A 25,929-nucleotide genomic window follows, 5' to 3' on the forward strand; every position below is an offset into this window, starting at 1 on the left:
AAGCTCAAGATGCCTTTTAAATGTCAATGCTTACTGCTGTTAATGCTGGATTTGAGAAAGCAATTACGTATTGTCCAGGGAACTCTTCGTTGGATACATTATCTATCCTAATTACAGTGAAATGATAATGATTTCTCAGGTAATCAGCCACGAGATTAATCGTTGTATCATCTGCTCCCGTTACGGTGACCCCACCTGGACTATTGAGATACCAAGGAAATCCACCTGCTGCAATATGAAAGCCGAGATCTTGGGTTACAGCCCAATTTTGCAATCCGAAATAAAACACGGTCAGTGATTGTTCATTATTCTTAAGATTGATGTAATCTATTTCATTCATTTCCGGTGGAATTTCGCCAGCTGCAACAGTCGTTCGGTCAAGCACGATTTGACCAGTAACCGGATCAATGGGTACTGGAGTTGTTGCAGACCATTCTATATTTCCAATATATCCATTGTACACGAACGCCACAACATCGTTCATATATTGAACATGAATAGAATGTCTTACAACGCCCTCATTTTGTGTTAACGATTCATTGACATAGGCAAACCAAGTTCCACTAAAATCAGTTGCATCACAATATTTGTTTACTATGGTGGCATTGTTTTTTACCCATGTCGTTTCTTCACCATACGGACTTTTCCAATCATTTGGTATAACTAACAATGACTCTACTTCTGCTTTTGTCATTCCTACTTTAACCTGATCATAATTGGCAAGCGTGCCTAAATGGGATGGTGTTACGGGGAAAAAGCCATAGTTTAATACTACTCTACCATCAACATAATACAGCCCTGCTGTTGAAACCCCATCAGCTGATTTATAGATTTGTGTATAATTCGTTCCCAGTATTGGAAATAAATTTCCTGTTGTATCTGTTTCACCATCCGTTCCAAATATAGCTGCTACTTGCTCTCTGGACATCCCATTTTGAATCAGGCTGAATGTGTCCTCTGTGACAGCTGGAGTTGGTGTTGGTGTAATTACCACGTTTGCCAATGTAGTCACTGTCAATGGTGCGCTAGCTGAAGATACGTTACCTGCCGCATCAATCGCTTTTACTGTATATACATAGCTAGTATTCGCAGTTAATCCATCTACCGTATAACCAATGGTTGCACCAGATTCAGTTCCTGTTACAGTCGCAACCTTTACGTCATCTTGATAAACATCATAGCCCGTTATGCCTACATTGTCAGTCGATCTCGTCCAACTCAATGTCACGCCTGTTTGGGTGATATCTGACGATGCAAAGTTTGTTGGTGCTACTGGCGCTGCGGTATCGCTTGGTGGTAGATATCCATCGCCGCCACCGCCACCAGTTGATGCAGGAGGAGGAGTTAGTGCAGGTGTTTCCTTAGGTACAGGAGCTGGTGTTACCGTAGGTATTGGAGCTGTTGCTTCGGGCTTATTGTCTTCTTTGACTTGCTCTACACTCTCAATGAAGTTTGAACCCATTTGTGCAGCCTGTTCACGCGTTGCGGTACCCTGCGGATTGAATGAACCATCTTCATTACCTGTAACCAGTTTATATTTGAAGGCAAGTGCAACATATTTCTTAGCCCAATCAGAAACACTTGCTGCGTCAGGGATTGTAAGCTCTGCTGAATTTTCGATTTCACCTTGTTTTTGTAAAGCTTTCACCATGACTACTGCTGATTGTTCGCGTGTCAGCGTCGCGTTTGGTGCAAACATGCTATCACTTATTCCATCTATGATACCGTATTTTTTAGCTGCTTCAATGTACGGAACTGCCCAACCTTCAACGTCCGTAAAGCTTGATACAGCTTTGTTATCAATTGGTAGGTTTAAGGATTTCACCATAATTACGATGAATTGCGCGCGAGTCAACGTTCCTTTAGGATTGAAATGCTCAGCATCCATCCCCGTTAAGATCCCTTCTTTTTGAAGCTGATTGATTGCGTCTTTGGCGAATGAACCACTAATATCCGAGAATGGACTAGATGAGGTCTCTGCCATTGCTGGCATTGCCATAGTTAGTAGGAGTGCACCAGTTACGATAGTTGGTATAAGCTTTTTCATGTTGTTGTATTTCCTCCAAGGTGTTAAATCGTATGTAGGTTTTAATAGCGTTTCAATAATGTATACTAAATGCAACATCATAGGCGAACTCTCAAATTAAATGGAATGAATGTAAATAGTTTCTGTTGATACTTTATTTAGCAGTACACAATATAACATGGAATCACATACCAAGTATTCAGTTAAAAATTTCCTGTTTGTATCTAATAGCTTTTGTCTACAGTCCATCTACATGTCCACCCTTACATAGAAAAAAACCGCTCAGTGAGCGGTTTTTTTCTATGGGGATGAGGCGTGTATTGGTGTACACATTGCGTTGGCATTAGCGTACGCGTTATCTCCATCAGTAACAACATTGAATCTCTTGTTACAACTGTCAATTTAACTCTGCTATGATTCGATGCAATATCTTTTTGCTTTCTAAGTCCTTTTGTCTAGGCTTCCTACCAATTCGCTCGTAAACCTCTTTTTCTTCCAAAAGTTGTCTTGGACTTAAGACAAGTGCCGTTATATTGTTCAACATAAAACTTTGTTGTGACAAGGAATCCGACCGCCATACCCAATCGGGTAAACCATTCATAATAAGATTTCCATCCATGGCAATGGTTATATAGCCAAAAGTAATGTCTACGTCATCCTTACGGAAATCGGACTGCCTACCTCTAAACTCCTCTTTCACAGGTGTCTTTTCAAATCCCGCTTCTGCAAGAGCCTGTTCTAACTTCTCTCGGTTCTGTATCCATGCAATTACGTCTATATCGTCATGCGGTCGAGTGACCTCGCCAAGTAAAAAATCGATTGCCCATCCGCCACGCAACCAGAACTTGCAATCGATTAATGCACATATTGCACTGATTTCGTTTAACACCTTTAATTGTATCTCTGTTTTAGTTCCGAACTGTGGATTTATCATACAAGTCCCCTTGCACAAAAACTAATTGCTTTCTTGCATATTTCTATCTGTTCAATAAAAGTCCATGTTTTATACAGTTTTTCTATGATACATATTGAATATAGGGATCGTATACATATCCCATTTATTTACGTCGTTGGCTGATACCCAAGCTATCTCAATAATATCGTCATTCGCCTCATTATCAGAATCCAGAAACATTTCTCCGCCATTAATCTTAGCTAGATAAGTGTACTTATCGTCCGTACAGTCCAAGAGTTGCTCAATAACAACATCATATCCTGTTTCTTCTTTCACTTCCCTTATACATGCTTGTTCGGCTGTTTCCCCTTCCTCAATGCCGCCACCAGGGAAATTCCATACGATATCTCCACGTTCGACGTACTGTTGAACCATAAGAACTTTATCGTCCTGAATAATCAATGCTTGTGAAATTATTTCTATCATTCCTTTCAAGTAACAATTCAAATCAAACTTTCTCTTTTATTACGTGTGACTCCTTACTCTTTTCCTAAGCGTGAAAATCATCAGAATAAGACCGACTAGATAACAGCCTATCTTCAAGTATTCATTCAATGGATTACTACTAATCGTAATAAGTATAAATACTAATAGGATTAGACCGACATTCTCTCTTGTATGTCTTTTATCACTCTTGCTAATGAAAGTACGATATACAACTAAAGCGTATAGGAATATAATCCATATTAATGTAAAAATTTTTAAGAAAGTATCCATATTGGGTTTTGGCTCCCCCCCTTTGATATTCTTGTTCTAACGTTAAAAATGTACTTTCATTAAAAAATGGTTGTAACTTCAACGTCGTTCCACAAATCTTTTACATGTCTACCTTCAATTGTACCTTTTTCAAATAGATCATTTGTGTCAGCAAACGACTGATAATCAGCGTAAAACTCAGACATAACGATATTGAATTAAGGTAATACCTTCCTACCTGTAACCAGTTCAATACTCCGCAAAAAGAACCATGTAAACCCTGCATAAAAACCTAATAATGGTCGCTTAAAGGAAGCAGGTTTATTTTTTTCAAAGTAAAAATGTCCAATCCATGAAAGTATATAATGGCATACCCCTAGACAAAGGGTAACTTTTAAATTAATAAATAAAAAAATCCAAGCAAGAAAGGCACATAAAAAAGCAAAATAATGAAGTATTTGATTCCATTTATTTTGATGTGCTTTTTGATACTGTATCAAATCAAATTTAAGCTTATCACGCATTGATGTTAACTCCATTCAGATGTAATTAACTCATTTCTTTGATCTAACCACTTATAACTTCCTTGCGCTGTAGCCTCATTATATCACCAATTTTCATAGACATATGCCCTATAATCCTGTAATCTATTGTGACACTAAAGGAATGTGGAGGTGCTTAAGCTTTGGCGAAAGATATCCGTTCAAGAATTGAAATTGATCAAATTAACTGTGAGAAAGAACTCACTCTCGCGTTAATCGGAGGCAAGTGGAAACTTATTATCCTCTGGCATCTGGGCATCGACGGTACGAAGAGATTTAGTCAGCTTCAGAGGCTCATTCCCCATATTACGCAAAAGATTTTAACCAACCAGCTCCGCGAGCTGGAAGAAGACCAGCTTGTCGAGCGAACCGTGTATCCGGTTGTCCCGCCAAAGGTTGAATATAAGCTGACTCCATATGGAGAAAGTCTTGTCCCGATTCTTAAGCTGATGTACAACTGGGGAAAAAATTATGGCGAAGAGGTGCTCGGCAGAACCTCTAATCCTGAGCTAATACCACTTCAAGCTACTGAAAAATAACGAGCATATATTTATTACAAACCGGCAGACACCGCATGGCGTCTGCTTTTTTGCGCTTTACAGTATCCTGCAGGATACAGACTGACTTGAAAGTGCGTACTTCCATAAATTTCGGTATCGTCCTACTATGAAGTCATCCCTAAAATAATAATTCATCTAAAGGAGACATTTCATTATATGGAACTTCAACTGGCACTCGACTTGGTCAACATCCCTGAGGCAAAACAACTTATAAAAGAGGTAGCGCCCTATATCGATATCGTGGAAATTGGAACTCCTGTTGTGATCAACGAAGGGCTTCGCGCCGTTAAAGAAATCAAAGCAGAATTCCCATCGCTTAAAGTACTCGCCGATCTCAAAATAATGGACGCCGGCGGTTATGAGGTGATGAAGGCTTCCGAAGCAGGAGCTGATATCATTACCGTGCTTGGTGTATCCGACGATTCCACGATTAAAGGTGCTGTGGAAGAAGCTCGGAAACAAAACAAAAAAATTATGGTTGATATGATTAATGTGAAAGATATTGCCGCACGTGCAGTAGAAATCGACAACCTTGGCGTTGACTATATCTGTGTACATTCCGGCTACGACCATCAAGCAGAGGGTAAAAACTCTTTTCAGGACTTGGCTACAATTAAGCGTGTCGTAAAACAGGCAAAAACAGCAATCGCTGGCGGCATTAAACTTCAGACACTGCCTGAAGTCATCCGCGCACAGCCTGATCTGGTTATCGTAGGCGGCGGTATTACCGGCGTTGAAGACAAACCAGCAGTTGCAGCTCAAATGCAGCAACTGATCAGACAGGGATAATGGAAATGAGTACGCTGCAATCTGTATCCTCTATTCTTCAAGAACTGGAGCGCACGCTTCAAGGTATTCAACCCAATGAGATTGATGAGCTTGCTCAGCAGATTTTGACAGCTGAAACGATCTTTGTAGCAGGAGCAGGACGCTCTGGGCTGATGATGCGCGCATTCGCAATGAGACTTATGCACATGGGCCACCGTGTTTACGTGGTAGGCGAGACCATAACACCAGGCATTACCCAAGGTGACCTGCTTCTGGTTGGGTCAGGATCTGGCGAGACCAAAAGCTTGACGGCGATGGCATCCAAAGCCCAAAGCACAGGCGCCTCGGTTGCTGCCATTACAATTGCACCGGAATCAACCTTAGGTAAATTATCTTCTACGGTCGTACGCATTCCCGCTTCTACCAAAGAAAGCACATCGGGCAGTTCCATGCAGCCTATGGGAAGCTTATTCGAACAAGCCCTCCTGCTGCTGCTGGATACGGTCGTACTAAGCCTTATGGAGATAAAGGAACTTCAAGGTGCCACTATGTTTAAAAATCATGCCAATCTGGAATAAGGCAACAAAAAAACTCGGTATCCATCCATCGGTATTTTACCGTATGGTGAGGAGGCCGAGTTTTTTGTATAAATGGTTGCAGTGTATTAGATTCTCTTGATGATATACAACAACATTTGTTTATTTAATTGCGTGGTCCCTACTCATACCGCCATAAAAACAAAAGACACTCGAATTGGTGTCTCTCGTAATTATAGAGGTGAGCTGTGGCTTTGCAAATCCACAATTCGCCGCCGCGTGATGCTTAGGTTGTTTGGGGAGGTAGCGTAACCTAATCTTTAGCTAGTACGGTCAGTTCCTTAGAATCAATCACCAGTCCAGATAAACGTATGAAATCAAACCCGAGTATACCGTCTATCTCCATGCCGTAATTCATATTTTCTACTTCAAACGATGACAACGAAACCTCTCCCTCCTTCACAAAATCGAAATGCTTGGAATACACGATTTCTACTCCACCCACGCCTCTAATCTTGTTCAAAAAATCACCCAGTTCAATCCTAACCCCAACAGAATCCACTGCATCCGCACTGAAAATAGTTCCTGCCGAACCCGTATCGAGCAATACATTTTTCAAATGTAATTCTTCACCTCGATAACAAATTGTTACTTCTATAAAGGGTAATCCATACTTTACATCTATGTTCATCTGGGTCCCCGTACCCCCGCCCATTTCTCCCGAAGCTCCAGTTTTTCGCGGGATGTGTGAAAGAAGCCGTATTACCGATAAGGCTGCTCCCGATGCAATTCATAATAACGTTTCATGGCAACAGTGGAGTCATCAAAGCGATCAATGACAGCCACCTCATCAACAAGCCAGTATCCGTCCTCCGAGCGGGATTTTAGCGCCTCACAAACAACCCATTCATTTGGAAACTGTTCACGAACTTCTTCCCATCTCATCCTTTCCACCTCCAAATCAATTTACCTTTATATTATAAAAGCCTAACCGGAAAATGAAATGCAGTGCTCCCTCCACTATCGCTCCGGTCCGCGCGGGCGAACCCTAGTCTCACCCATACAAAGAAAAAAGCACCCTCATTGGGTGCTTTCATCTTTGTATGGAGGTGAGGGGAGTCGAACCCCTGTCCGAAAATATTGCCACACAGGCATCTACGGGTGTAGTCACAGTTTTGATGTCACCCGAGCATCGCCCCGTAACCGGCTATGCGTTGGGTCAGCCTGATTGTCTTCCTACGTCCGACCCCAGGCGGAGACCAAACGTCGTATCCCACTATAGTTGAGCCCCTATCCCAGTCACATGGGCGATGCTGAGTAGAAGCACGCTAACAGGTTATTAAGCTGCTAAAGCGTAGTTGTTTTGTGTTTTGCCATTTAATAGGCTTTAGCGTTTTATAGTGGACGCGGCCCCACTACCCGCAACCCGCGCTCAAACTATCCCCGTCGAATCCAAGAACACCCCCGGATTGCCTTCGTAACCGTCATAGACGGTGAAGGTTAAAGGACAAGCTGTAGAGCCAAGTTACACTTGAAATCTCTTCGTTACATTTACTAGTATACCACATGCCTCAGCAAAGTGAACACTAGGTTCATGGAAGACAAGGTGGTAGCTTCCAATACATCCAAGCTATCTAGCAATCTTCTGCTTCTCACGCAAAGCACGTTGAATATCGCGTTGAGCGTCTTTCTTAGCAGCGGATTCGCGCTTGTCGAATTGTTTCTTCCCTTTACCAATACCAATCAACAGCTTCGCATAACCATTCCGGATATATACCTTTAATGGAACAACCGTATACCCTTCTTGCTTAGCTTGACCTAGGATCTTGGCGATTTGCACTTTCTTCAACAATAGCTTCCGCGTCCGTGTAGGATCTTCGGGATTGCTTCTGTTCCCTTGATCGAAAGGGCTAATATGCATATTGTGGACAAAAGCTTCGCCATTCCGAATCGTCGAAAAGCTGTCGCCAATGTTGGCCTTACCTGCCCGTAAGGATTTGATCTCCGTGCCGGTCAGGACAAGACCGCATTCATACGTATCTTCGATGAAATAATCGTGTGAAGCCTTTTTATTCTGAGCAAGTAGTTTGCCATCAGCCTTCTTAGTTGCCACGTGAGATCCTCCTCCCGCACGCTAAAATGCAGGTAAATCTTGCTACAATGTGCAACCTATTGTAGCAAGATCCCACCCGAAAAGCAAGAACCGGCGACTATCTCCGCCGCTTCTTGCTGCCATCGCCGTCGTCACTCCGTCGACGGCCGCCCTTGGCGAGCGCGTTCACGCCGCTCGCCCAATCGATGCCGCTGCGCTCCGCGGCAGCGCCACCGCCACCACCCGCTTGGGCTCCCCCCCCAAGCGAAACCCCACGGCCGCGCTCGCCGCTGCGGCCCGCTCCACTATCCGTCCGCCCTGCGCCGACGGATTGCAAACGCTGGCGCAAGCTGCCGCCTTCGCCGATCTTACCGCCTTTTTCGCGCGTATCGCTCCAAGGCTTACTACCACCCTTACCGCGGCGCGATTTCCCTTGACCGGCTGCATTGCCGGAGAAGCCGCCTTGGCCTGTGCCAATGCCCGCAATGTTCTCAGCTTTGCCATCCCCGCTTCCAGCATAGCCATCAGCTCCACCACGGCTGCCCGCATCTGCTTTATTCGAGCCTTTGCCTCTGGATCTTCTACGGCCCTGTTCGGACCCTTCCGTTCCACTAGCGCCTTCGGCTTTGCCACGAGCTGCCATCTCAATACGACGAGCTGCACCATGATCCGCACGGCCACGCTTCTTCCCTGGATTGCCTGTTGGTTGGTTACCAGAAGCATCACCACCCGGATTGGCCCCCGCATCTTGCCCAACAACAGCACCGCGATTGCTGCCAGGTTGTGTTTTGGCGAAACCACCCTTACCTTTGTAGCCGCCCTTACCCTTCTCTGGCCTGCCACCTTTACCTTTATCGGATCGGCCATTCTCGGGCTTGCCGCGGAATCCCTTAAACCCGCCTGCGCCTTTAAATTTACCTCCGCCGCCACCGCCGCGGTTAAATCCGCCCTCTTTACGTGGCTTCATATCCAATAATTCAAAATCAATCGTATGATCTTCCATACTCACGCGAGCAACCCGCACCTTAATGCTATCACCTAGACGATAAATCTTAGATGTGCGTTCACCAATCAACGCGTGCTGCTTCTCGTGATGATTATAGTAATCATCTGTCAAATCACTCAAGCGAATTAAGCCTTCAACCGTGTTATCCAATTCAATGAACATACCGAAACCCGTCACACTCGAGATAATACCCTCGAATTCTTCGCCGACTTTATCCAGCATGTACTGTGCTTTTTTCAAGGCTTCTGTATCTCGCTCAGCATCAACAGCAACACGCTCACGCTCGGAGGACTGTTGGGCAATATCGTTCATACGCGAAGCTAAATAATCATGTCGTTTATCTGGAAGAGTCCCACCGTTCTCCAACACCTCACGAATAACACGATGGATGACCAAATCCGGATAACGACGAATCGGTGATGTAAAATGCGAATAAAACTCCGCTGCTAAGCCAAAATGCCCTAAACTCTGTGCATCATACTTAGCCTGTTTCATCGAGCGCAACATTACTTTACTAATGACAGCTTCTTCCGGTGTATCTTTGATATCTTCTAATAAGGCTTGCAAGGAACTAGCATGAATCGCCCCACCCTTACCACCACGCATCGCATAACCGAAGGTCGTTACGAATTCCATAAAGTTCATCAGTTTCTCAGGATCCGGATCTTCATGGATACGATACAAGAACGGTACTTTCAACCATGAGAAATGCTCCGCAACTGTCTCATTCGCGGCTAGCATGAACTCTTCGATCATCATTTCCGCGACGGAGCGCTCTCTTTTGACAATATCGGTAGGCTTACCATCAGCATCTACAAGGATTTTGGACTCCTCGAAGTCAAAATCAATCGCGCCGCGCTTCATCCGTCTGGAACGCAATCTAGCTGCTAGTTCTTCCATCCGTTTGAAATCTTCCATTAAATACGCATATTTCTCCACGATTTCCGGTTCTGCCTCACCTGTCAGCAGCTTGCGTACATTCGTGTAGGTCATTCGTTCTTTTGTTTTAATTACACTGGTGAAAATCTCATGATTGACGACCTTCAAATCCTGGTCAAACTCCATCTCACAGGACATCGTCAATCGATCCACTTGCGGGTTCAACGAACAAATACCGTTAGATAAACGATGCGGCAGCATCGGAATTACACGGTCAGTCAAATACACGGAGCATCCGCGATTGTAGGCCTCAATATCAAGCGCCGTACCTTCCCGCACATAGTAACTCACATCTGCAATATGCACGCCTAAGCGCAGATTCCCATTCTCCAACAGCTCCACATTCACGGCATCATCCAAATCTTTGGCATCTTCACCGTCAATGGTCACAATGGTTTTCGCGCGAAGGTCACGACGGCCTTGCCCGATGATTTCTTCTTCTGTAATCGAATCTGGAGCCGCTTCTGCTTCCGCTAGTACTTCAGGCTGGAATGCTTCCGGTAGTTGATGTTGGCGTATAATAGCCAAAATATCTACACCTGGATCATCTTTGTGACCCAGAATCTCAATAACTTCGCCCTCGGCGGCCGAGCGCCCTTCCGGGTAATTCACAATCTTCACAACGACCTTTTGACCCGAAACGGCTCCCTTAAAGGAATGCTGTGGAATGAAAATATCCCTTGTCACACGCTTATCATCTGCAATGACGAAAGCATACGTTTCTTGGCTTTGAAAAACACCAACAATCTGCGAATTCGCCCGCGTAATAACACGTACGACTTCACCTTCCAAACGGCCGCCGCCTTGGCTGCGGGCTGTTACTTTTACAAAAACGATATCGCCGTTCATCGCTGTATTCAGGTCATTCGCATTGATATAGACATCCGGATGCTCGCGATCTTCAGGAATTAGGAATGCAAAACCCTTCGCATGCGCTTGCAGCTTGCCTTTCACCAAATTCATCCGCTCTGGAACGCCATAGCGATCATTAGGGCTTCTTACGATGTGACCGGTCTCTTCTAATTTATTTAACGTTTTAATAAACTCTTTGAATTCATTAGCACTTCCAACTCCGAAATGCTTCTCAAGCTCTTTATAGGACATAGGCTTATAAGCCTCTTCTTGCATCAAACTGATAATTTCATTCTCTTTTATCATTTACTCTCTTCACCTTCTTGTGTTGTTCTAGTCCGCTGTCTTCAAGTCCCTTACTCCATAGTATGCCACCTGCAACGAAAGGATAAACGCAGATATATCAGCGTAAATCTGCTCCCGCTCTTGATCTAGCAATAAGCCATGGGATGATTCTTTATAAATATGCAGTTCCGACATCTGCGACCCGACGGTATTCTGTATAAACGCTGCGCTGCTAGGATGAACGACCCCATCCTTATTTCCTTGCCCGATCCAAATGGGGGCATTAACCCGAGGCAGTACTCTTTTCACCTCTTTAACTAACTTTCTTAAGCTGACGACGCAGCGAATCGGCGTTTTGGTATATGCACATGACTCGTCTAACAATGTGGAGATCTTCTTCGGCTTTTTCTCTATGTAAGGCATTACATACTGCATAACCCCTGCTAGCGCCGATTTCCTTGACGTAAAGAAAATCGGTGCAGCCAATGAAATGATGCCCGCAGCAGCACGTTCTCCCGCTAACTTCAAAGCGAGCAGTCCCCCCATGGAATGCCCCATGATGACAACTTGCTTACAACGAGCGGCAAGCTCATCGTAACTCTCCAGCACATGCCCATACCAATCCGTCCATCCGGTGTTTCTCATATCTTCAGGTGAAGTGCCATGCCCTGGCAATCTGACCGCTTGAATCGTATAGCCCTCGTCCCGCAAGGTGTAGCCAATTCTTCTGAATTCCGAAGGAGACCCCGTGAAGCCATGGATCATCAAAACGCCAGTTCCTTGCTTCTCGCCATGACCCTTCCAGTAGAATGGCTCTGTTGACTTATAAATCCGTTCTTCAATAATGAGAACTCATCCTTTCACCAACACTTATACATAAATGAAAAAACAGCAGGAGTATAGTTCCCCTGCTGTTATCGTTTTATGTGTGCTAGCTCTTCACTACGTAGGCTACGACAATCGAAAGAATAAAGAATGCAGCAGCAAGCCCCATTGTTGCACGAGACAAAAATAGTTCCAAACCACGAGCTTTTTGTTTACCAAATAAGTGTTCTGCGCCACCGGAAATGGCACCGGACAAGCCTGCGCTTTTCCCTTTTTGTAAAAGGACAATCGCGATTAATCCAACCGAAGCTATGATTAACAAAATTTTCATAAAGATTAACATATTAGCACCCCAATTGCCTATTCTTTGCCTTATACAACTAGCATGAGTATTTTAACATAGTTCGTCCACAAATACAACCAAATCGCCTAAACGATGCCTCTGGCTCTAATCGCGAAAGGAACCCATCGTAGCAGGTCTGCTTGAACTTCTAGCTCTCTTACTTCGCCCTAAGAAAGCACTCACTGCTCGTTTGGCACACCAAAGTGCAAATAACGTAAAGCCGATCGCCCATATTATGGCGGGTATCCCCGTATGGTTGGCCAAGTTACTCGCATCACCGGCGCCCCCATTTTGCACCGCATAGACAATTAAAGATGCCGGTCCAAATACCGACTCCTCCAAACATAAGAAAGCTAGCAGCAGGTAGTAGAAGTCACGCAGCCATTTCGGCGTTAGCGCCAGCACGACAACTGTCAGAACAATAAATCCAACCAAAAACATAACACCAAACCCGTTACGCACGAATAACACCAAGGACAGAATGGATACAGCAGCCGTCACCTGCAAGCCAAGCCGTTGCTTCCCTTTTGCGTAAGCCGAGAATAGAAACCAAGCAAATACCGAGGCTGTCATATAGCCAGCCAACGACACTGGAATGATCGCCCATGACTTTGTCATCGTGGATAACGTGACACCGCTATGATTGCTATATAACTCGATATACATGACTTTACCGGATAACGCCAAGGTAGCGACCGCATGCCCAAACTCATGCACCATCGTGTCTAGGTTTCGAAAAAACGAAGTAGGGAGCCAGTGGGTTAGCACCGCGGAACCTATTAGAAACAGAATCGTTTTTACCCAGTTGCTCATAAACAGGCATCCTCCTTACCTAAGCGACTTCTACTACCATTATACGCCAAAACGGGCAGGTGTAAGCCACCTGCCCGCCTTGTATTTATATACGAAGCGAATTATTTGAAGTTTCTCAAGTTGTAGAATGCTTTTTTACCAGCGTATTGAGCTACAGTGAACAACTCATCTTCGATACGAAGAAGTTGGTTGTATTTCGCTACACGGTCCGTACGGGACGGAGCACCTGTTTTGATTTGACCAGCGTTTGTAGCAACAGCGATGTCAGCGATTGTGCTGTCTTCGCTCTCACCGGAACGGTGGGAGATAACTGCTGTGTAACCAGCGCGTTTAGCCATTTCGATTGCATCGAAAGTCTCAGTAAGCGTACCGATTTGGTTAACTTTAACCAAGATGGAGTTACCGATGTTTTCTTCGATACCGCGGGATAGACGCTCAGTGTTCGTAACGAACAGATCGTCACCAACGAGTTGAATTTTGTTACCCAATTTCTCAGTAAGCAATTTCCAACCTTCCCAATCGTCTTCGGAGCAACCATCTTCAACAGTGATGATTGGGTATTTATCAACCCAAGCAGCTAAGAAGTCAACCCACTCAGCGGATGTGAAGGATTTGCCTTCGCCTTCAAGGTGGTATTTACCATCTTTGAAGAACTCTGTGGAAGCAACGTCCATACCCAAGAATACGTCAACACCTGGTTTGTAACCAGCGTTTTCGATCGCTGTAAGGATTGTCGTGATTGCTTCTTCGTTGGATTTGAAGTTAGGAGCGAATCCGCCTTCGTCGCCAACTGCTGTGTTAAGGCCTTTTTCTTTCAATACGGATTTCAAGCTATGGAAAATCTCTGCGCCGATGCGAAGAGCTTCTTTGAAAGTTGGAGCGCCTACTGGAAGAACCATGAACTCTTGAACGTCAACGTTGTTGTCAGCGTGCGCCCCACCGTTGATGATGTTCATCATTGGAACTGGAAGCGTTTTGGCATTGAATCCACCAAGATACACGTACAATGGCACGTCCAAAGCGTCAGCAGCTGCACGAGCAACAGCCATGGAAACTGCTAGAATTGCGTTAGCTCCCAATTTAGCTTTGTTAGGAGTTCCATCAAGCTCGATCATTTTGTTGTCGATGCCAACTTGATCAAGAGCGTCTAGGCCGATGATTTCAGGAGCGATGATTTCATTTACGTTCTCAACAGCTTTAAGAACGCCTTTACCAAGGTAACGACCTTTGTCACCATCACGAAGCTCAACAGCTTCGTATGCGCCTGTGGAAGCGCCTGAAGGGACGATAGCACGGCCGAATGCGCCGGACTCAAGGTATACTTCTACTTCAACTGTTGGGTTACCGCGGGAATCCAATACTTCGCGTGCGTAAACATCAGAAATAATTGTCATTGTGATTAAACACTCCTTCAATAATATAAATTATTTGTTTAGAATCGTTGCACCCGTCATTTGCTGTGGTTGATTCAATTTCAAAAAATCTAGCATCGTTGGTGCAATATCTGCCAGAATACCGCCATCTCTTAGTGTAACAGATTTGTCCGTCACAATAAAAGGCACCGGATTCGTTGTATGTGCTGTGTTGCGTGAGCCGTCTGCATTCGTCACTACATCCGCGTTGCCGTGGTCCGCTGTGATGCAGACAACGCCACCTTTGGCTAGGATCGCTTCAACCACTTTACCAAGACACTCGTCTGTCGCCTCGATCGCTTTCACCGTTGGCTCAAGCAAACCAGAGTGACCTACCATGTCTGGGTTAGCAAAGTTCAAGATGATAACATCATGCTTCTCAGCTTCAACTTCCTTCACAACCGCTTCCGCTAATTCGTAAGCGCTCATTTCCGGTTTCAAGTCATACGTAGCAACCTTCGGTGAAGGAATCAACAGGCGAGTTTCACCTGGCAGTTCCGCATCACGACCGCCGCTGAAGAAGAACGTTACGTGCGGGTACTTCTCGGTTTCTGCTGCACGGAGCTGCTTCAGACCGTTCTGAGCCAGCACCTCGCCCAGCGTGTTATCGAGATCCTTCGGTTTGTACGCTACGAAACCGTCTACGGACTCGCTGAACAGCGTCAGACACACGTAGTAGAGGTTCTTTGCTACTTTAGGACCGCGATCGAAGCCGCGGAAGTCTTCATTCGTGAAGACTTGCGATAACTGAATCGCACGGTCTGGACGGAAGTTGAAGAAAATGACGGCATCGCCTGATTCTACAAGTCCTACCGGCTTACCGTTGTCACCAACGATAACCGTTGGCATAACGAACTCGTCATAGACGGATTTCTCGTAGGATTCAACAATCGCTTGCATCGGATCCGTATAAGTAGGTCCTTCGCCATACACCATCGCGCGGTAGGATTTCTCCGTACGCTCCCAGCGTTTGTCGCGATCCATCGCATAATAGCGGCCTTGTACGGTCGCAATTTTGCCTACGCCGACTTCCGCGATCTTGTTCAAAAGCTCTGCCATATACCCCTTCGCAGAATCTGGAGCCACGTCGCGGCCATCCAGGAATGCGTGGATGTAAACTTCGCCGAACTGTTCTTTCTTGCACAAATCCAGCAAGGCAAACAAATGCTTAATGTGACTGTGCACGCCTCCGTCCGAAAGCAAACCGTACAGGTGCAGCTTCTTCGCGTGTTCTTTGGCATGACGAACAGCGCCTAGAATGGTTTCATTATCGAAAAATTCGCCATCACGAATCGATTTCGAAATCCGCGTCAGATCCTGATACACGGTACGGCCAGCGCCGATGTTCAGGTGTCCTACTTCAGAATTCCCCATCTGGCCTTCTGGCAAACCTACAGCCTCACCGCAAGCAGTGAGGGTAGTATGAGGAAACGTCGACCAGTAACGGTCGTAGTTCGGCTTTTTGGCATGAGCAACCGCATTCCCCTGCTCTTCCGAGCGGAGTCCGAAGCCATCGAGAATGATGAGTGCTACCGGTTTCGGTCTGGACATGTTACTTCGCCCCCTGGATGAGTTGGATGTAAGAAGCAGACTCTAAGCTCGCTCCACCAACAAGTGCGCCATCGATATCAGGTTGTGCCATGTATTCAGCAATGTTGTTAGGCTTCACGCTGCCGCCGTATTGGATGCGAACTGCATCTGCAACGGATGCGCCATAAAGTCCACTAACCAATGTACGAATGTAACCAATCACGTCTTGTGCATCTTCCGCTGTGGAGGATTTACCAGTACCGATTGCCCAGATTGGCTCGTATGCGATAACGACTTGTGCTGCTTGCTCTGCACTCAGACCAGCGAAAGCTGCTTCTGTTTGTACTTTACAAACGTCTTTCGTTTGACCTGCTTCACGCTCTTCCAATTTCTCGCCTACGCAAAGAATTGGTTTCAAGCCGTGTTTGAAAGCCGCAACGACTTTCTTGTTCACGATTTCGTCGGACTCAGCGAAGTAAGCTCTACGCTCGGAGTGGCCGATGATGACATATTCAACGCCAAGATCTTTCAGCATCACGCCGCTGATTTCACCTGTGAACGCGCCGTTATCTTCAAAGTGAAGGTTTTGTGCGCCAACGTGTACGTTTGTACCTTTTGTAGCTTCGACAAGTGCAGGTAGGTTAGTAAAAGGGGAGCAAATAACTGCCTCTACGCCTTCAACCGTGCCCCCTTTTACTTCGTTCACGAAGCTGATTGCTTCGGAAACGGTTTTGAACATTTTCCAGTTACCCGCGATAATCGGTGTTCTGCTCATGAGTCAGGCTCCTTTTTTATGGGGAAATAATTTTTATTTATCGTTAAGTGCTACTACGCCTGGCAATGCTTTACCTTCCATAAACTCCAAGGAAGCGCCGCCGCCTGTGGACATATGGTTCATTTGCTCAGCCAAGTGGAATTTCTCAGTTGCTGCAGCGGAATCTCCACCACCGATCACTGTGTAACCCTCAGATGTTGCACAAGCTTGTGCTACTGCACGTGTACCGTGGGAGAAAGGCTCAATTTCGAATACGCCCATCGGTCCGTTCCAAACAACTAGTTTGGATTTCGCGATAACATCTGCGTACATTTCACGTGTTTTCGGTCCGATGTCAATGCCTTCCCAATCTGCAGGAATGCTGTCGATATCAACGATTTGCGTGTTTGCATCTGCACTGAATTTATCCGTAACAACGATATCTACAGGAAGCAAGAAGTTAACACCTTTTTCTTTGGCTTTCGCAATAAAGCTAAGCGCTAGATCAAGTTTGGAGTTATCCAAAAGCGATTTACCAATTTCATAACCTTGTGCTTTCAAGAATGTATAGGACAGACCGCCGCCGATCAAGACGTTATCTGCAATGTTCAGGAGGTTTTCAATAACTGCGATTTTATCTTTTACCTTGGATCCGCCCACAATCGCTGTGAAAGGACGCTCAGGGTTGTTCAACGCTTTACCAAGAACATCAAGCTCCTTCTCCATCAAAAGACCGGAAACAGCTGGGATGTAAGCTGCGATGCCTGAAGTTGAAGCATGTGCACGGTGAGCAGCACCGAATGCATCATTCACGAAAAGATCAGCAAGATCAGCGAAAGCTTTAGCAAGCTCTGGATCATTCTTCTCTTCACCTTCGTTGAAACGAACGTTTTCAAGCAAAAGAACATCGCCATTTTCAAGCGCATCCACTTGTGCTTTTACGATTTCACCAACGGATTGATCCGCTTTGATCACGTTTTGACCAAGAAGCTCAGCCAATTTCGCAGCAACTGGTGTTAAACGAAGCTCTTCCACCACTTGTCCATTTGGACGACCAAAATGCGCTGCAAGAATAACTTTAGCGCCTTGCTCTACTAAGTATTTAATTGTAGGAAGCGTTTCTCTGATACGGGTATCGTCAGTGATTTGACCGTTTTCTACAGGCACGTTGAAATCAACGCGAACAAATACTCTTTTACCAGCTACTTCAACATCGCGAACACTTTTCTTATTCATCGTAAAAGCCTCCTGAACGTATGGTTTTCTTCCGCTTCTATCCATTTACATGGTAAATCGCACATAAAGAGGAGAATCGCTTCTCCCCTTCATGTGGTTTTTTTATGTGATGATTATGAAATTACAGGCCTTTTTTCGCGATGAAAGCTACCAAGTCAACAACGCGGTTGGAGTAACCCCACTCGTTATCGTACCAGGAAACTACTTTCAACATGTTGTCGCCAACTACCATTGTGGACAAAGCGTCGATTGTGGAAGAAGCTGGGTCACCATTGAAGTCGCTGGATACAAGTGCATCTTCTGTGTAGTTAAGAATGCCTTTCATAGGGCCTTCAGAAGCTGCTTTCAAAGCTGCGTTTACTTCGTCAACAGTTACGTTAACTTTAAGCTCAACAACCAAATCAGTTACGGATACGTTAGGTGTAGGAACACGCATAGCCATACCGTTCAATTTGCCTTTAAGCTCAGGAAGAACTAGACCGATTGCTTTAGCTGCGCCAGTGCTGGAAGGAATGATGTTCTCAGCTGCTGCACGAGCACGACGAAGGTCTTTATGTGGAACGTCAAGAACGGATTGATCGTTTGTGTAAGAGTGAACAGTTGTCATCATACCTTTTACGATTCCGAATTGATCGTTGATTACTTTCGCGAAAGGAGCTAGACAGTTTGTCGTACAAGAAGCATTGGAGATGATTGTGTGAGCAGCTGGATCGTATTTGTCTTCGTTAACACCAAGTACGATTGTGATATCTTCATCAGTCGCTGGAGCGGAGATGATAACTTTTTTAGCTCCACCGTTCAAGTGAAGAGCTGCTTTTTCTTTCGCTGTGAAAATACCAGTGGACTCGATTACGATTTCAGCGCCTACAGATCCCCATGGCAGATCCCCAGGGTTACGCTCAGCAAAAACCTTGATGGAACGACCGTTAACGATCAATTCACCTTCGCCAGCTTCAACTGTAGCGTCTAGTTTACCGTGAGTAGTGTCATATTTAAGCAAGTGAGCCAATGTTTTAACGTCAGTCAAATCGTTTACTGCTACGATCTGTACATCTGGGTTGTTCAATGCTGCGCGGAATACGTTACGACCAATACGTCCGAAACCGTTAATACCTACTTTTGTTGTCATAGTCAATTCCTCCTAGGTTTACATGCATTTTATATATTTCAAAACGTAAGCCGATAAGGGCACACGTTATGATGTCATACTTCTTCATTGTACATGCTTCATAATTTCCAAAGCCGCTGCTTCATCCGTTACTAGCACATCTTCCTGCCCATGTCTGAGCACAGAAGCGATGGCTTCACCTTTGCTCTTCCCGCCAGCGACACCAATGACCACTTCCACCCGATGCAGATCCTCAAGCCGTAATCCGACTGTCGGCATCTTATGAACCACATTCCCTTGGCGGTCAAAATAATACCCAAGCGCCTCAGCAAGCGCCCCATCGGCTGTCAGACTACTCGTAGTCCCCGCATCCACCTTACGGCGGCGTGCCATGACCATAGCATCTCCGATACCATGTACAACAATGCGACAACTGCGCACTGCGTCAACAACTTCCTGAATCTGTGGATCCTGAATGAGCGATTGATACGCTTCTTCTCCAAGATGATCGGGCACATGCAGCAATCTGTATTTCCCGCCAGTTTTCTTAGCCATGATGGAAGCAATCGTGTTGGCTTGCATATCCACGCTTTCACCAAGTCCACCGCGTGCAGGAACGAACAAGCTGCCTTTCATTGATGATGAAAGTGCCAGGTTATTGGCTATTTGCGCCATCGTAGATCCACCCGTAACCGCGATGATATCATCTTTGGCAATATATTTACGTAAGGCGGCCGCGCCAGCGCGTCCAAGCTCCTTCTTCGTAAATACCGACGTGTCGGAATCCCCTGGAACGATAATCACATTCGACAGGTTAAATGCCTTGGCAATACTGTCTTCCAAATCTGTCAGACCGAAAGCCATCTTAATGATCGGCTGCATATCCTCCAGCAACTGACGACCAGACTCGCTGATCTTCATACCGCTTGCGTCAAATTCCAGAAGCCCAAGCTCCTTCAAGAAATCAACTTCACCGCGGAGCACGCGCTCCGTCATGTCGAGTGAGGACGCTAAGGTCCTTCTTCCAACGACGCCGGAAACCAAGATGTGCTGCAGAATCGAGTACCGCTTCTTCATGATGTCCATAAGATCAGGCATGAGCTGTTTCTGTATGTCTAGAATCTCTCTCATAGGACGACTTTGAACGCTCCTGATCCATTGTTGGACGTTTTATGTCCCGGGTATACATTTTGCGTCCCACCCGGGTGAAAAAAAAGTTCCTTGCGCATTTCTTATAATGTTTCTCGATTACAGTTTTTATTATAACCATTTCCTGCGCAACATTCAACATTTGTTCAAACATTTTTCTCCAAATGGGCCTGTAAGGGCTTACCTTCTTGCTTTTTCTAGAAAGCTGACTTATAATAACCCTTGCTTCACTATTTCTATACTATGCGCCCGTGGTCCAATGGATATGACGTAGGCCTCCGAAGCCTGAGATAAAGGTTCGATTCCTTTCGGGCGCGTCCAGTAATAATTAGATAGGCAGTACCCCAAATCAGCCTTTAGCTGATTTTTTTTGTGTTTAGTTTGACCTTTCTTGACCTTCGGAGGTTTTTTCGTTATCATACTTGTAGATACTGTAAATAGTATGTACCCAATAGTAGGTAACCCAACCCCAAGGAGGTCATTCTCATGAGTTTTATTCCTATGGTCGTCGAACAAGACGCGCGCGGTGAAAGAGGATATGACATCTACTCTCGCTTGCTGAAGGACCGCATTATATTCTTAGGCACGGGTGTCAACGATGTTGTGGCGAATTCCATCATTGCTCAGTTGCTCTTCTTGGCCGCACAAGATCCTGATAAAGATATCTCGCTTTACATTAACAGCCCAGGCGGCTCCATCACAGCTGGTATGGCGATCTTCGACACGATGCAGTTCATCAAACCAGACGTATCCACGATCTGCGTTGGTATGGCAGCTTCCATGGGCGCATTCTTGCTCACAGCTGGTGCCAAAGGCAAGCGTTACGCGCTTCCGAACAGCGAAGTCATGATTCACCAACCGCTAGGCGGCGCTGAAGGCCAAGCCTCTGATATTGAAATTCGCGCGAAGCGCATTTTGAAAATGAGAGACAACCTGAACACGATCCTTGCAGAGCGTACAGGACAATCGTTCGAGCGCATCGAGAAGGATACAGACCGTGATAACTTCATGAGTGCGAAAGAAGCAGCCGAATACGGACTCATCGATAAAGTCATCGAGCGCGTCTAATTTTATACATGAAAAAAACCAGCTTGATCCTCACGCTCCTGAGCGCTGAAGATCGGCTGGTTTTTTGTTTGTCTTATTTCAAATCTTCCAATGGGTAGAAAATTAAATCAATCGGGAACGCCGAGCCTGCTGGAGGTGTAAACTCAATATCGAGTGCATCTTCCGTCCCTGTCGTGCGTGCTAACACTTCCATGCCGTCGAACGCGGTAATAACACCGGAGTAAGGCACAGGAATGATCTCACCGTTAATTTTGAACGGCCCTTTGAACACACCGCCTCTGGCCATGATCATCACAGCCATTTTGCGCGGCTTATCCGCATGAATCTTATAGACCACACCGTAGTTGCCGCCATTCTCCACATCTTGCTTACGCATCACATCATACCCTTTGACGAACGGATCCGTTTTATTATCACCGATCGTTAAGACAGAAGGTTTCGTAAAGCTGGAAGCGTCAATTTTCCATTGAATCTCAGAAACCGGGAACGTACCCCGAACATGCCCATTAAACGCGAGTAAAGGCAACTCCTTTACTGTCGTTGGCGTCAGCATTTTATCCGTTGCGATAAAGGACATTTGAAGCTCGCCATTCGTCTCCACATCATAGAACAAATTCACACCTTGCCCAGGATAGAACTCAGGCAATTTCGCATACACATAACTCGCCCCTGGCAGAACCGTCATTTCATCCGTGTACACATTGTTAAGCAAGAAATCCACCGAAGCTTCGCTGCCGATCAAGTTCGCGTAAACAGAAGGATATACTTCACCTTTGTTTGTTGTTTTGATCGTAATCGGTTTATCCGTGTTGTTTGTTGCGAAGATAGCCATTGTCATCTTGTTTTTCGTACCATTGATATGATCCGCGTATAAACGAGCTTTACCATTGATATTATCTTGATACAAAATACCGCTGGATGTGAATTCTTCCGGACTGTCGCTGACAAGCAGCGTACGCCCTTGTACTTCTTTCACGTCCTTCGGAAGCATTGGCAATTCATTAAAATGATTCCAAATGGTCGCCCAGTTCGTTTTGATGAACCCGCCAACCGGCTTCATGTATATCGGGAACTCTACTTCAGATAAATACGGTTCATTCACCACAGTTACATAACTTTTGAACAATTTACTTACATGTCCATGACCATCCTTCACCGTTAAGGTTACTGGATATTGGCCAGCTTTGAAGAAGGCTTCTTGATTCCCTGTCCAATCGAAAGATACGATCCCTTCTGCATCTGGATCATAACTCAAATCCAAATACTTAACAGGCTCACCAAGCCTGTATGTAGGCTTCGCAGTCGCAAACTTGGCTACTGGGCGAGAATTGCTATCTTGATCGATGTAGATGCCCTCAGGCGCTTTAAAATGTACGATTTCTACACGTCTTAGTTCATTGTTATACGTGTACTTCGCACCCATGTAATCAGCTAACCATGTCAGCTTCACCAGCAACTTGCCATTCACAATCGCAGCCACTGAATTAAATGGAATGTCGACCCCATTCGTTGTCACCGTCTTGTGATCGGAATCTAGAACAATGTTATAGCCTGAAGGAGTCATTTGAATCGTACGAGACAATTCGTTCCATTCCACTTTAAATCCTAACGTATCACCCAAGAATTTGGCCGGAACAAAGGTACTGCCATCAATAATCGTTGATGGCGACTCTAGATGAATCTGCTCCTGATTCACAAATGCTTCTGCTTTATCGATATAAAGTAAAATAAAGGACGAGCTTGTTGATACTGCGTGCGCAGCTGGTGCTGTAATTGTGCTTACTAGAAATACAAGTACAGCAAGTAGAGCAATCATTTCTTTCTTTACTACATTCATTTCACTTCGGCTCCTTCTTTCAAGCTTAGGGTAGGCGGCGGCTTTTGAAATGCAAATAGCCTTATCCATCACGACCACGCTTATTAGACGTAGCCGAATGAAAAAGGTTTCCCCCTACCACCAATTGTTAACAAATTTGACACTTTTAGAATGCTCCTCATTCGCTTCTACAAAGTGCAAAAAAGCCCCCTCGAAAGGTGGCTTTTAAAGAAATTATTGGTTTTCCAACTCTTCCTTACTAACTAATGTGACTAAAGCGTTTACAGCCTGCTCTGCATCCGAACCTTCTGCACTTATGAAGACTTCGGTCCCTGTGCTGATCGCAAGACTCATAATTCCCATGATGCTCTTCGCATTCACTTTCTTCTCATCTTTCTCAACAAAGATCTCCGATGAAAACTTATTCGCCTCTTGAACAAACAATGCCGCAGGTCTGGCATGAAGTCCTGTTCTCAACTTCACAACGACTGGACGTCTGGACATGGAACTAATTCCCCCTAGTGTGGAGCTTATATGGATTACTATTAATAACAGCGTTTACCTTATGTTTTAATATTATAGCATTTTTCCTTCAAGTACACTAGAAAAAATGCGAAAAACTTATACAAGCGATGTACAGCCCCGTCTTATCTACGAATTTCGGTGTTTTTCGGCTAATTCGTCTATTTTTCGCAGGCGATGATTCACACCTGACTTACTAACACTGCCCGAAAGCATGTCACCAACTTCCTTCAAATTCAAGTCAGGATGCGCAAGTCTAATCTCCGCAACCTCTCTCAACTTCTCAGGTAAGCTATCTAGACCAATCTCACGTTGCAACAACCGAATATTCTCGATTTGCCTAACAGCGGCTCCGATCGTTTTGTTCAAGTTCGCCGTCTCACAGTTCACGATGCGATTAACGGAATTTCTCATATCCTTCATTATACGGACATCTTCGAATCGCAACAGCGCCTGATGAGCCCCAATGATGTTGAGAAATTCGATAATTTTCTCGCCTTCCTTGATGTACAGCACGAACCCTTTCTTGCGTTCAATGAAACGGGCGTTCAAGTCAAACTTGTTCGCAAGCTGTGTTAATGCTTTACAGTGTTCTTCATAAATCGAAGCGATTTCCAAATGATAGGAAGATCCCTCCGGATTATTAACAGAACCACCAGCCATGAAAGCTCCCCGAAGATAAGCACGCTTACAGCAATTGCCGCGAATAATGTCTTTGTTAATCCCCGTCGTAAAGATAAATCCCTCAGAGACAATCTTTAAATCACTGAGCAGCTCCTGTACTTGACCAGGAACCCTAACAATGTACACATTATTCTTCTTAAGACGCATTTTCTTACGCACAAGTAGCTCCGTGTGTGTATTATACGTCTTCTTGATCAGCGAGTAAATCCGCCGAGCTATCGCTGCGTTCTCCGTGGATACATCCAAGACAACACGCTGGCTCGTTAACTGTACAGCCCCATTCATCCGAATGAGTGCGGACAGTTCCGCTTTTTCACAACACGGCTCCGAATCATTGATTAAAGTTAATTCTTTTTTGGTTGTTGCCGCAAAGGACAAGGGACTCACTTCTTCCTTAACAGCCAGCTTTCGACGAGCTGATAGATATGGTCACTCAATTTCTCTGCATCATGACGAAGATAAGTACGGAATAAGACCAAACGATCGGCAATTACTCGATATCCTCTTTTCGTCACTTCATCCAAATCTAAATGAACCGCTTTTGAACCTTTTTCCGCATATTTGGCTTGCACCTGCGGTGGAATCTCACCATTATTCACAATCACATAATCGAACAAATGCTGACCTAAGTGTTCATAAATCGCATCCAGATGATCACTCACGGAATAATCATCGGTTTCACCAGGCTGTGTCATGACATTACATATGAACAATTTCACAGCATTCGATGCCTCGATCTCCTGCGCTATCCCTGGAACAAGCAGATTCGGCAGCAAACTGGTATATAAACTGCCAGGTCCGCACAAGATGGCATCCGCCTCACGTATAGCTTGAATCGCTTCGGTGAGTGGCGTTACACCCGCCGGCTCAATAAATACTTTCTTGATTCGTCCATTCGCCTTCGGTATTTTGGACTCCCCAACGACTAAAGTCCCGTCCTCCATAATGGCTTTCAACACGATCGCTTGATTCGACGCCGGAAGGACTCTTCCACGAACAGCAAATACGCGATTCATTTCTTGCACAGCGGTAACAAAATCACCTGTAATATCTGTCAATGCCGCTAGTATTAGATTTCCCAGACTATGTCCAGCTAAACCTGTACCATTCTGAAATCGATACTGCAACATCAAAGACAATAAAGGCTCGACATCCGCTAGTGATGTTAACACATTTCGAATATCTCCCGGAGGCGGCATCTGCAGTTCGCTTCGCAAGATACCCGAACTTCCTCCATCGTCTGCAACGGTCACGATAGCAGTGATATCAACCGGCTTTTCCTTCAGTCCTCTCAGCATAACCGAGAGCCCTGTTCCACCGCCAATAACGACTATTCGGGGCTTACGTTGTAATTGACCAAGCTCCATACTTCTTTCACCCTCTTATGAGAAAACCTCTATCGAAGTCGTTCA

25 protein-coding genes, 1 tRNA gene and 1 other RNA gene are annotated in these 25,929 nt (G+C 45.3%); 5 read left to right on the plus strand and 22 right to left on the minus strand.

What is annotated here, in order from left to right; genetic code table 11:
* Positions 1-16: 16 nt before the first annotated feature.
* From J2736_RS30805 to J2736_RS30820, 4 genes are all read right to left on the minus strand, one after another.
* Complete coding sequence (locus J2736_RS30805; protein WP_310502404.1) at positions 17-1,984, minus strand: S-layer homology domain-containing protein; 1,968 nt, start codon at positions 1,982-1,984, stop codon at positions 17-19.
* A 439-nt stretch (positions 1,985-2,423) separates the two neighbouring features.
* Complete coding sequence (locus tag J2736_RS30810; protein WP_310502405.1) at positions 2,424-2,960, minus strand: nucleotidyltransferase domain-containing protein; 537 nt, start codon at positions 2,958-2,960, stop codon at positions 2,424-2,426.
* Between the two features lie 69 nt (positions 2,961-3,029).
* On the minus strand, positions 3,030-3,407 hold the full coding sequence (locus J2736_RS30815) for an NUDIX hydrolase (protein WP_310502406.1): 378 nt from the start codon (positions 3,405-3,407) through the stop codon (positions 3,030-3,032).
* A 488-nt stretch (positions 3,408-3,895) separates the two neighbouring features.
* Positions 3,896-4,201, minus strand: a complete 306-nt coding sequence (locus J2736_RS30820) for a DUF962 domain-containing protein (protein ID WP_310502407.1) — start codon at positions 4,199-4,201, stop codon at positions 3,896-3,898.
* A gap of 161 nt (positions 4,202-4,362) precedes the next feature.
* Between J2736_RS30820 and J2736_RS30825 the strand changes: the two genes are divergently transcribed.
* The 3 genes from J2736_RS30825 to hxlB all read left to right on the plus strand — a co-directional run bounded on the left by J2736_RS30825 (position 4,363) and on the right by hxlB (position 6,125).
* Complete coding sequence (locus J2736_RS30825; RefSeq protein ID WP_310502408.1) at positions 4,363-4,758, plus strand: winged helix-turn-helix transcriptional regulator; 396 nt, start codon at positions 4,363-4,365, stop codon at positions 4,756-4,758.
* A 177-nt stretch (positions 4,759-4,935) separates the two neighbouring features.
* The gene (gene hxlA / locus J2736_RS30830; protein ID WP_310502409.1) at positions 4,936-5,568 is read left to right on the plus strand and encodes a 3-hexulose-6-phosphate synthase; all 633 of its coding nucleotides are present in this window, start codon (positions 4,936-4,938) and stop codon (positions 5,566-5,568) included.
* A gap of 5 nt (positions 5,569-5,573) precedes the next feature.
* On the plus strand, positions 5,574-6,125 hold the full coding sequence (gene hxlB, locus J2736_RS30835) for a 6-phospho-3-hexuloisomerase (protein ID WP_310502446.1): 552 nt from the start codon (positions 5,574-5,576) through the stop codon (positions 6,123-6,125).
* A 271-nt stretch (positions 6,126-6,396) separates the two neighbouring features.
* Here hxlB and J2736_RS30840 read toward each other — a convergent pair whose 3' ends face one another.
* The 14 genes from J2736_RS30840 to J2736_RS30905 form a co-directional block, all read right to left on the minus strand.
* Positions 6,397-6,774: a retropepsin-like aspartic protease gene (locus tag J2736_RS30840; protein WP_310502410.1), complete on the minus strand. Its 378-nt coding sequence runs from the start codon at positions 6,772-6,774 to the stop codon at positions 6,397-6,399.
* A gap of 71 nt (positions 6,775-6,845) precedes the next feature.
* On the minus strand, positions 6,846-7,028 hold the full coding sequence (locus tag J2736_RS30845) for a hypothetical protein (protein ID WP_310502411.1): 183 nt from the start codon (positions 7,026-7,028) through the stop codon (positions 6,846-6,848).
* Positions 7,029-7,184: 156 nt separating this feature from the next.
* Positions 7,185-7,549: a transfer-messenger RNA gene (ssrA, locus tag J2736_RS30850) on the minus strand.
* A 164-nt stretch (positions 7,550-7,713) separates the two neighbouring features.
* On the minus strand, positions 7,714-8,196 hold the full coding sequence (gene smpB, locus J2736_RS30855) for an SsrA-binding protein SmpB (RefSeq protein ID WP_310502412.1): 483 nt from the start codon (positions 8,194-8,196) through the stop codon (positions 7,714-7,716).
* A 97-nt stretch (positions 8,197-8,293) separates the two neighbouring features.
* Positions 8,294-11,278: a ribonuclease R gene (gene rnr, locus J2736_RS30860; RefSeq protein WP_310502413.1), complete on the minus strand. Its 2,985-nt coding sequence runs from the start codon at positions 11,276-11,278 to the stop codon at positions 8,294-8,296.
* A 27-nt stretch (positions 11,279-11,305) separates the two neighbouring features.
* Entirely contained in the window at positions 11,306-12,103 is a 798-nt protein-coding gene (locus tag J2736_RS30865) for an alpha/beta hydrolase (protein ID WP_310502447.1), read from the minus strand.
* A gap of 85 nt (positions 12,104-12,188) precedes the next feature.
* Positions 12,189-12,425: a preprotein translocase subunit SecG gene (secG, locus tag J2736_RS30870; protein WP_056611230.1), complete on the minus strand. Its 237-nt coding sequence runs from the start codon at positions 12,423-12,425 to the stop codon at positions 12,189-12,191.
* 105 nt (positions 12,426-12,530) lie between these two features.
* Positions 12,531-13,238, minus strand: coding sequence for a M50 family metallopeptidase (locus tag J2736_RS30875; RefSeq protein ID WP_310502414.1), 708 nt, complete (start codon positions 13,236-13,238; stop codon positions 12,531-12,533).
* A 101-nt stretch (positions 13,239-13,339) separates the two neighbouring features.
* On the minus strand, positions 13,340-14,632 hold the full coding sequence (eno, locus tag J2736_RS30880) for a phosphopyruvate hydratase (RefSeq protein WP_056611239.1): 1,293 nt from the start codon (positions 14,630-14,632) through the stop codon (positions 13,340-13,342).
* 30 nt (positions 14,633-14,662) lie between these two features.
* A complete protein-coding gene (gpmI, locus tag J2736_RS30885; RefSeq protein WP_310502415.1) occupies positions 14,663-16,201 on the minus strand; it encodes a 2,3-bisphosphoglycerate-independent phosphoglycerate mutase in 1,539 nt (512 codons plus the stop codon).
* Between the two features lies 1 nt (position 16,202).
* A complete protein-coding gene (gene tpiA, locus J2736_RS30890) occupies positions 16,203-16,955 on the minus strand; it encodes a triose-phosphate isomerase (RefSeq protein WP_310502416.1) in 753 nt (250 codons plus the stop codon).
* Between the two features lie 33 nt (positions 16,956-16,988).
* Complete coding sequence (locus J2736_RS30895) at positions 16,989-18,170, minus strand: phosphoglycerate kinase (RefSeq protein WP_310502417.1); 1,182 nt, start codon at positions 18,168-18,170, stop codon at positions 16,989-16,991.
* A 121-nt stretch (positions 18,171-18,291) separates the two neighbouring features.
* Entirely contained in the window at positions 18,292-19,299 is a 1,008-nt protein-coding gene (gene gap / locus J2736_RS30900; protein WP_310502418.1) for a type I glyceraldehyde-3-phosphate dehydrogenase, read from the minus strand.
* An 84-nt stretch (positions 19,300-19,383) separates the two neighbouring features.
* The gene (locus J2736_RS30905; RefSeq protein WP_310502419.1) at positions 19,384-20,409 is read right to left on the minus strand and encodes a sugar-binding transcriptional regulator; all 1,026 of its coding nucleotides are present in this window, start codon (positions 20,407-20,409) and stop codon (positions 19,384-19,386) included.
* 263 nt (positions 20,410-20,672) lie between these two features.
* Here J2736_RS30905 and J2736_RS30910 point away from each other — a divergent pair.
* Positions 20,673-20,744 (plus strand) — tRNA-Arg (locus J2736_RS30910).
* A 169-nt stretch (positions 20,745-20,913) separates the two neighbouring features.
* Positions 20,914-21,495, plus strand: coding sequence for an ATP-dependent Clp endopeptidase proteolytic subunit ClpP (gene clpP / locus J2736_RS30915; RefSeq protein ID WP_065851305.1), 582 nt, complete (start codon positions 20,914-20,916; stop codon positions 21,493-21,495).
* Positions 21,496-21,568: 73 nt separating this feature from the next.
* Here the strand turns inward: clpP and J2736_RS30920 are convergent, their stop codons facing one another.
* The 4 genes from J2736_RS30920 to J2736_RS30935 form a co-directional block, all read right to left on the minus strand.
* A complete protein-coding gene (locus J2736_RS30920) occupies positions 21,569-23,332 on the minus strand; it encodes a stalk domain-containing protein (protein ID WP_310502420.1) in 1,764 nt (587 codons plus the stop codon).
* Between the two features lie 213 nt (positions 23,333-23,545).
* Positions 23,546-23,815: an HPr family phosphocarrier protein gene (locus tag J2736_RS30925; RefSeq protein ID WP_028555561.1), complete on the minus strand. Its 270-nt coding sequence runs from the start codon at positions 23,813-23,815 to the stop codon at positions 23,546-23,548.
* Positions 23,816-23,962: 147 nt separating this feature from the next.
* Positions 23,963-24,895, minus strand: coding sequence for a DNA-binding protein WhiA (gene whiA, locus J2736_RS30930; protein WP_310502448.1), 933 nt, complete (start codon positions 24,893-24,895; stop codon positions 23,963-23,965).
* Between the two features lie 5 nt (positions 24,896-24,900).
* Entirely contained in the window at positions 24,901-25,884 is a 984-nt protein-coding gene (locus tag J2736_RS30935) for a gluconeogenesis factor YvcK family protein (protein ID WP_310502421.1), read from the minus strand.
* Between the last annotated feature and the right edge of the window lie 45 nt (positions 25,885-25,929).

Origin of the sequence: Paenibacillus qinlingensis (assembly GCF_031455095.1) — a bacterium.
Lineage (GTDB): Bacteria > Bacillota > Bacilli > Paenibacillales > NBRC-103111 > Paenibacillus_E > Paenibacillus_E qinlingensis_A.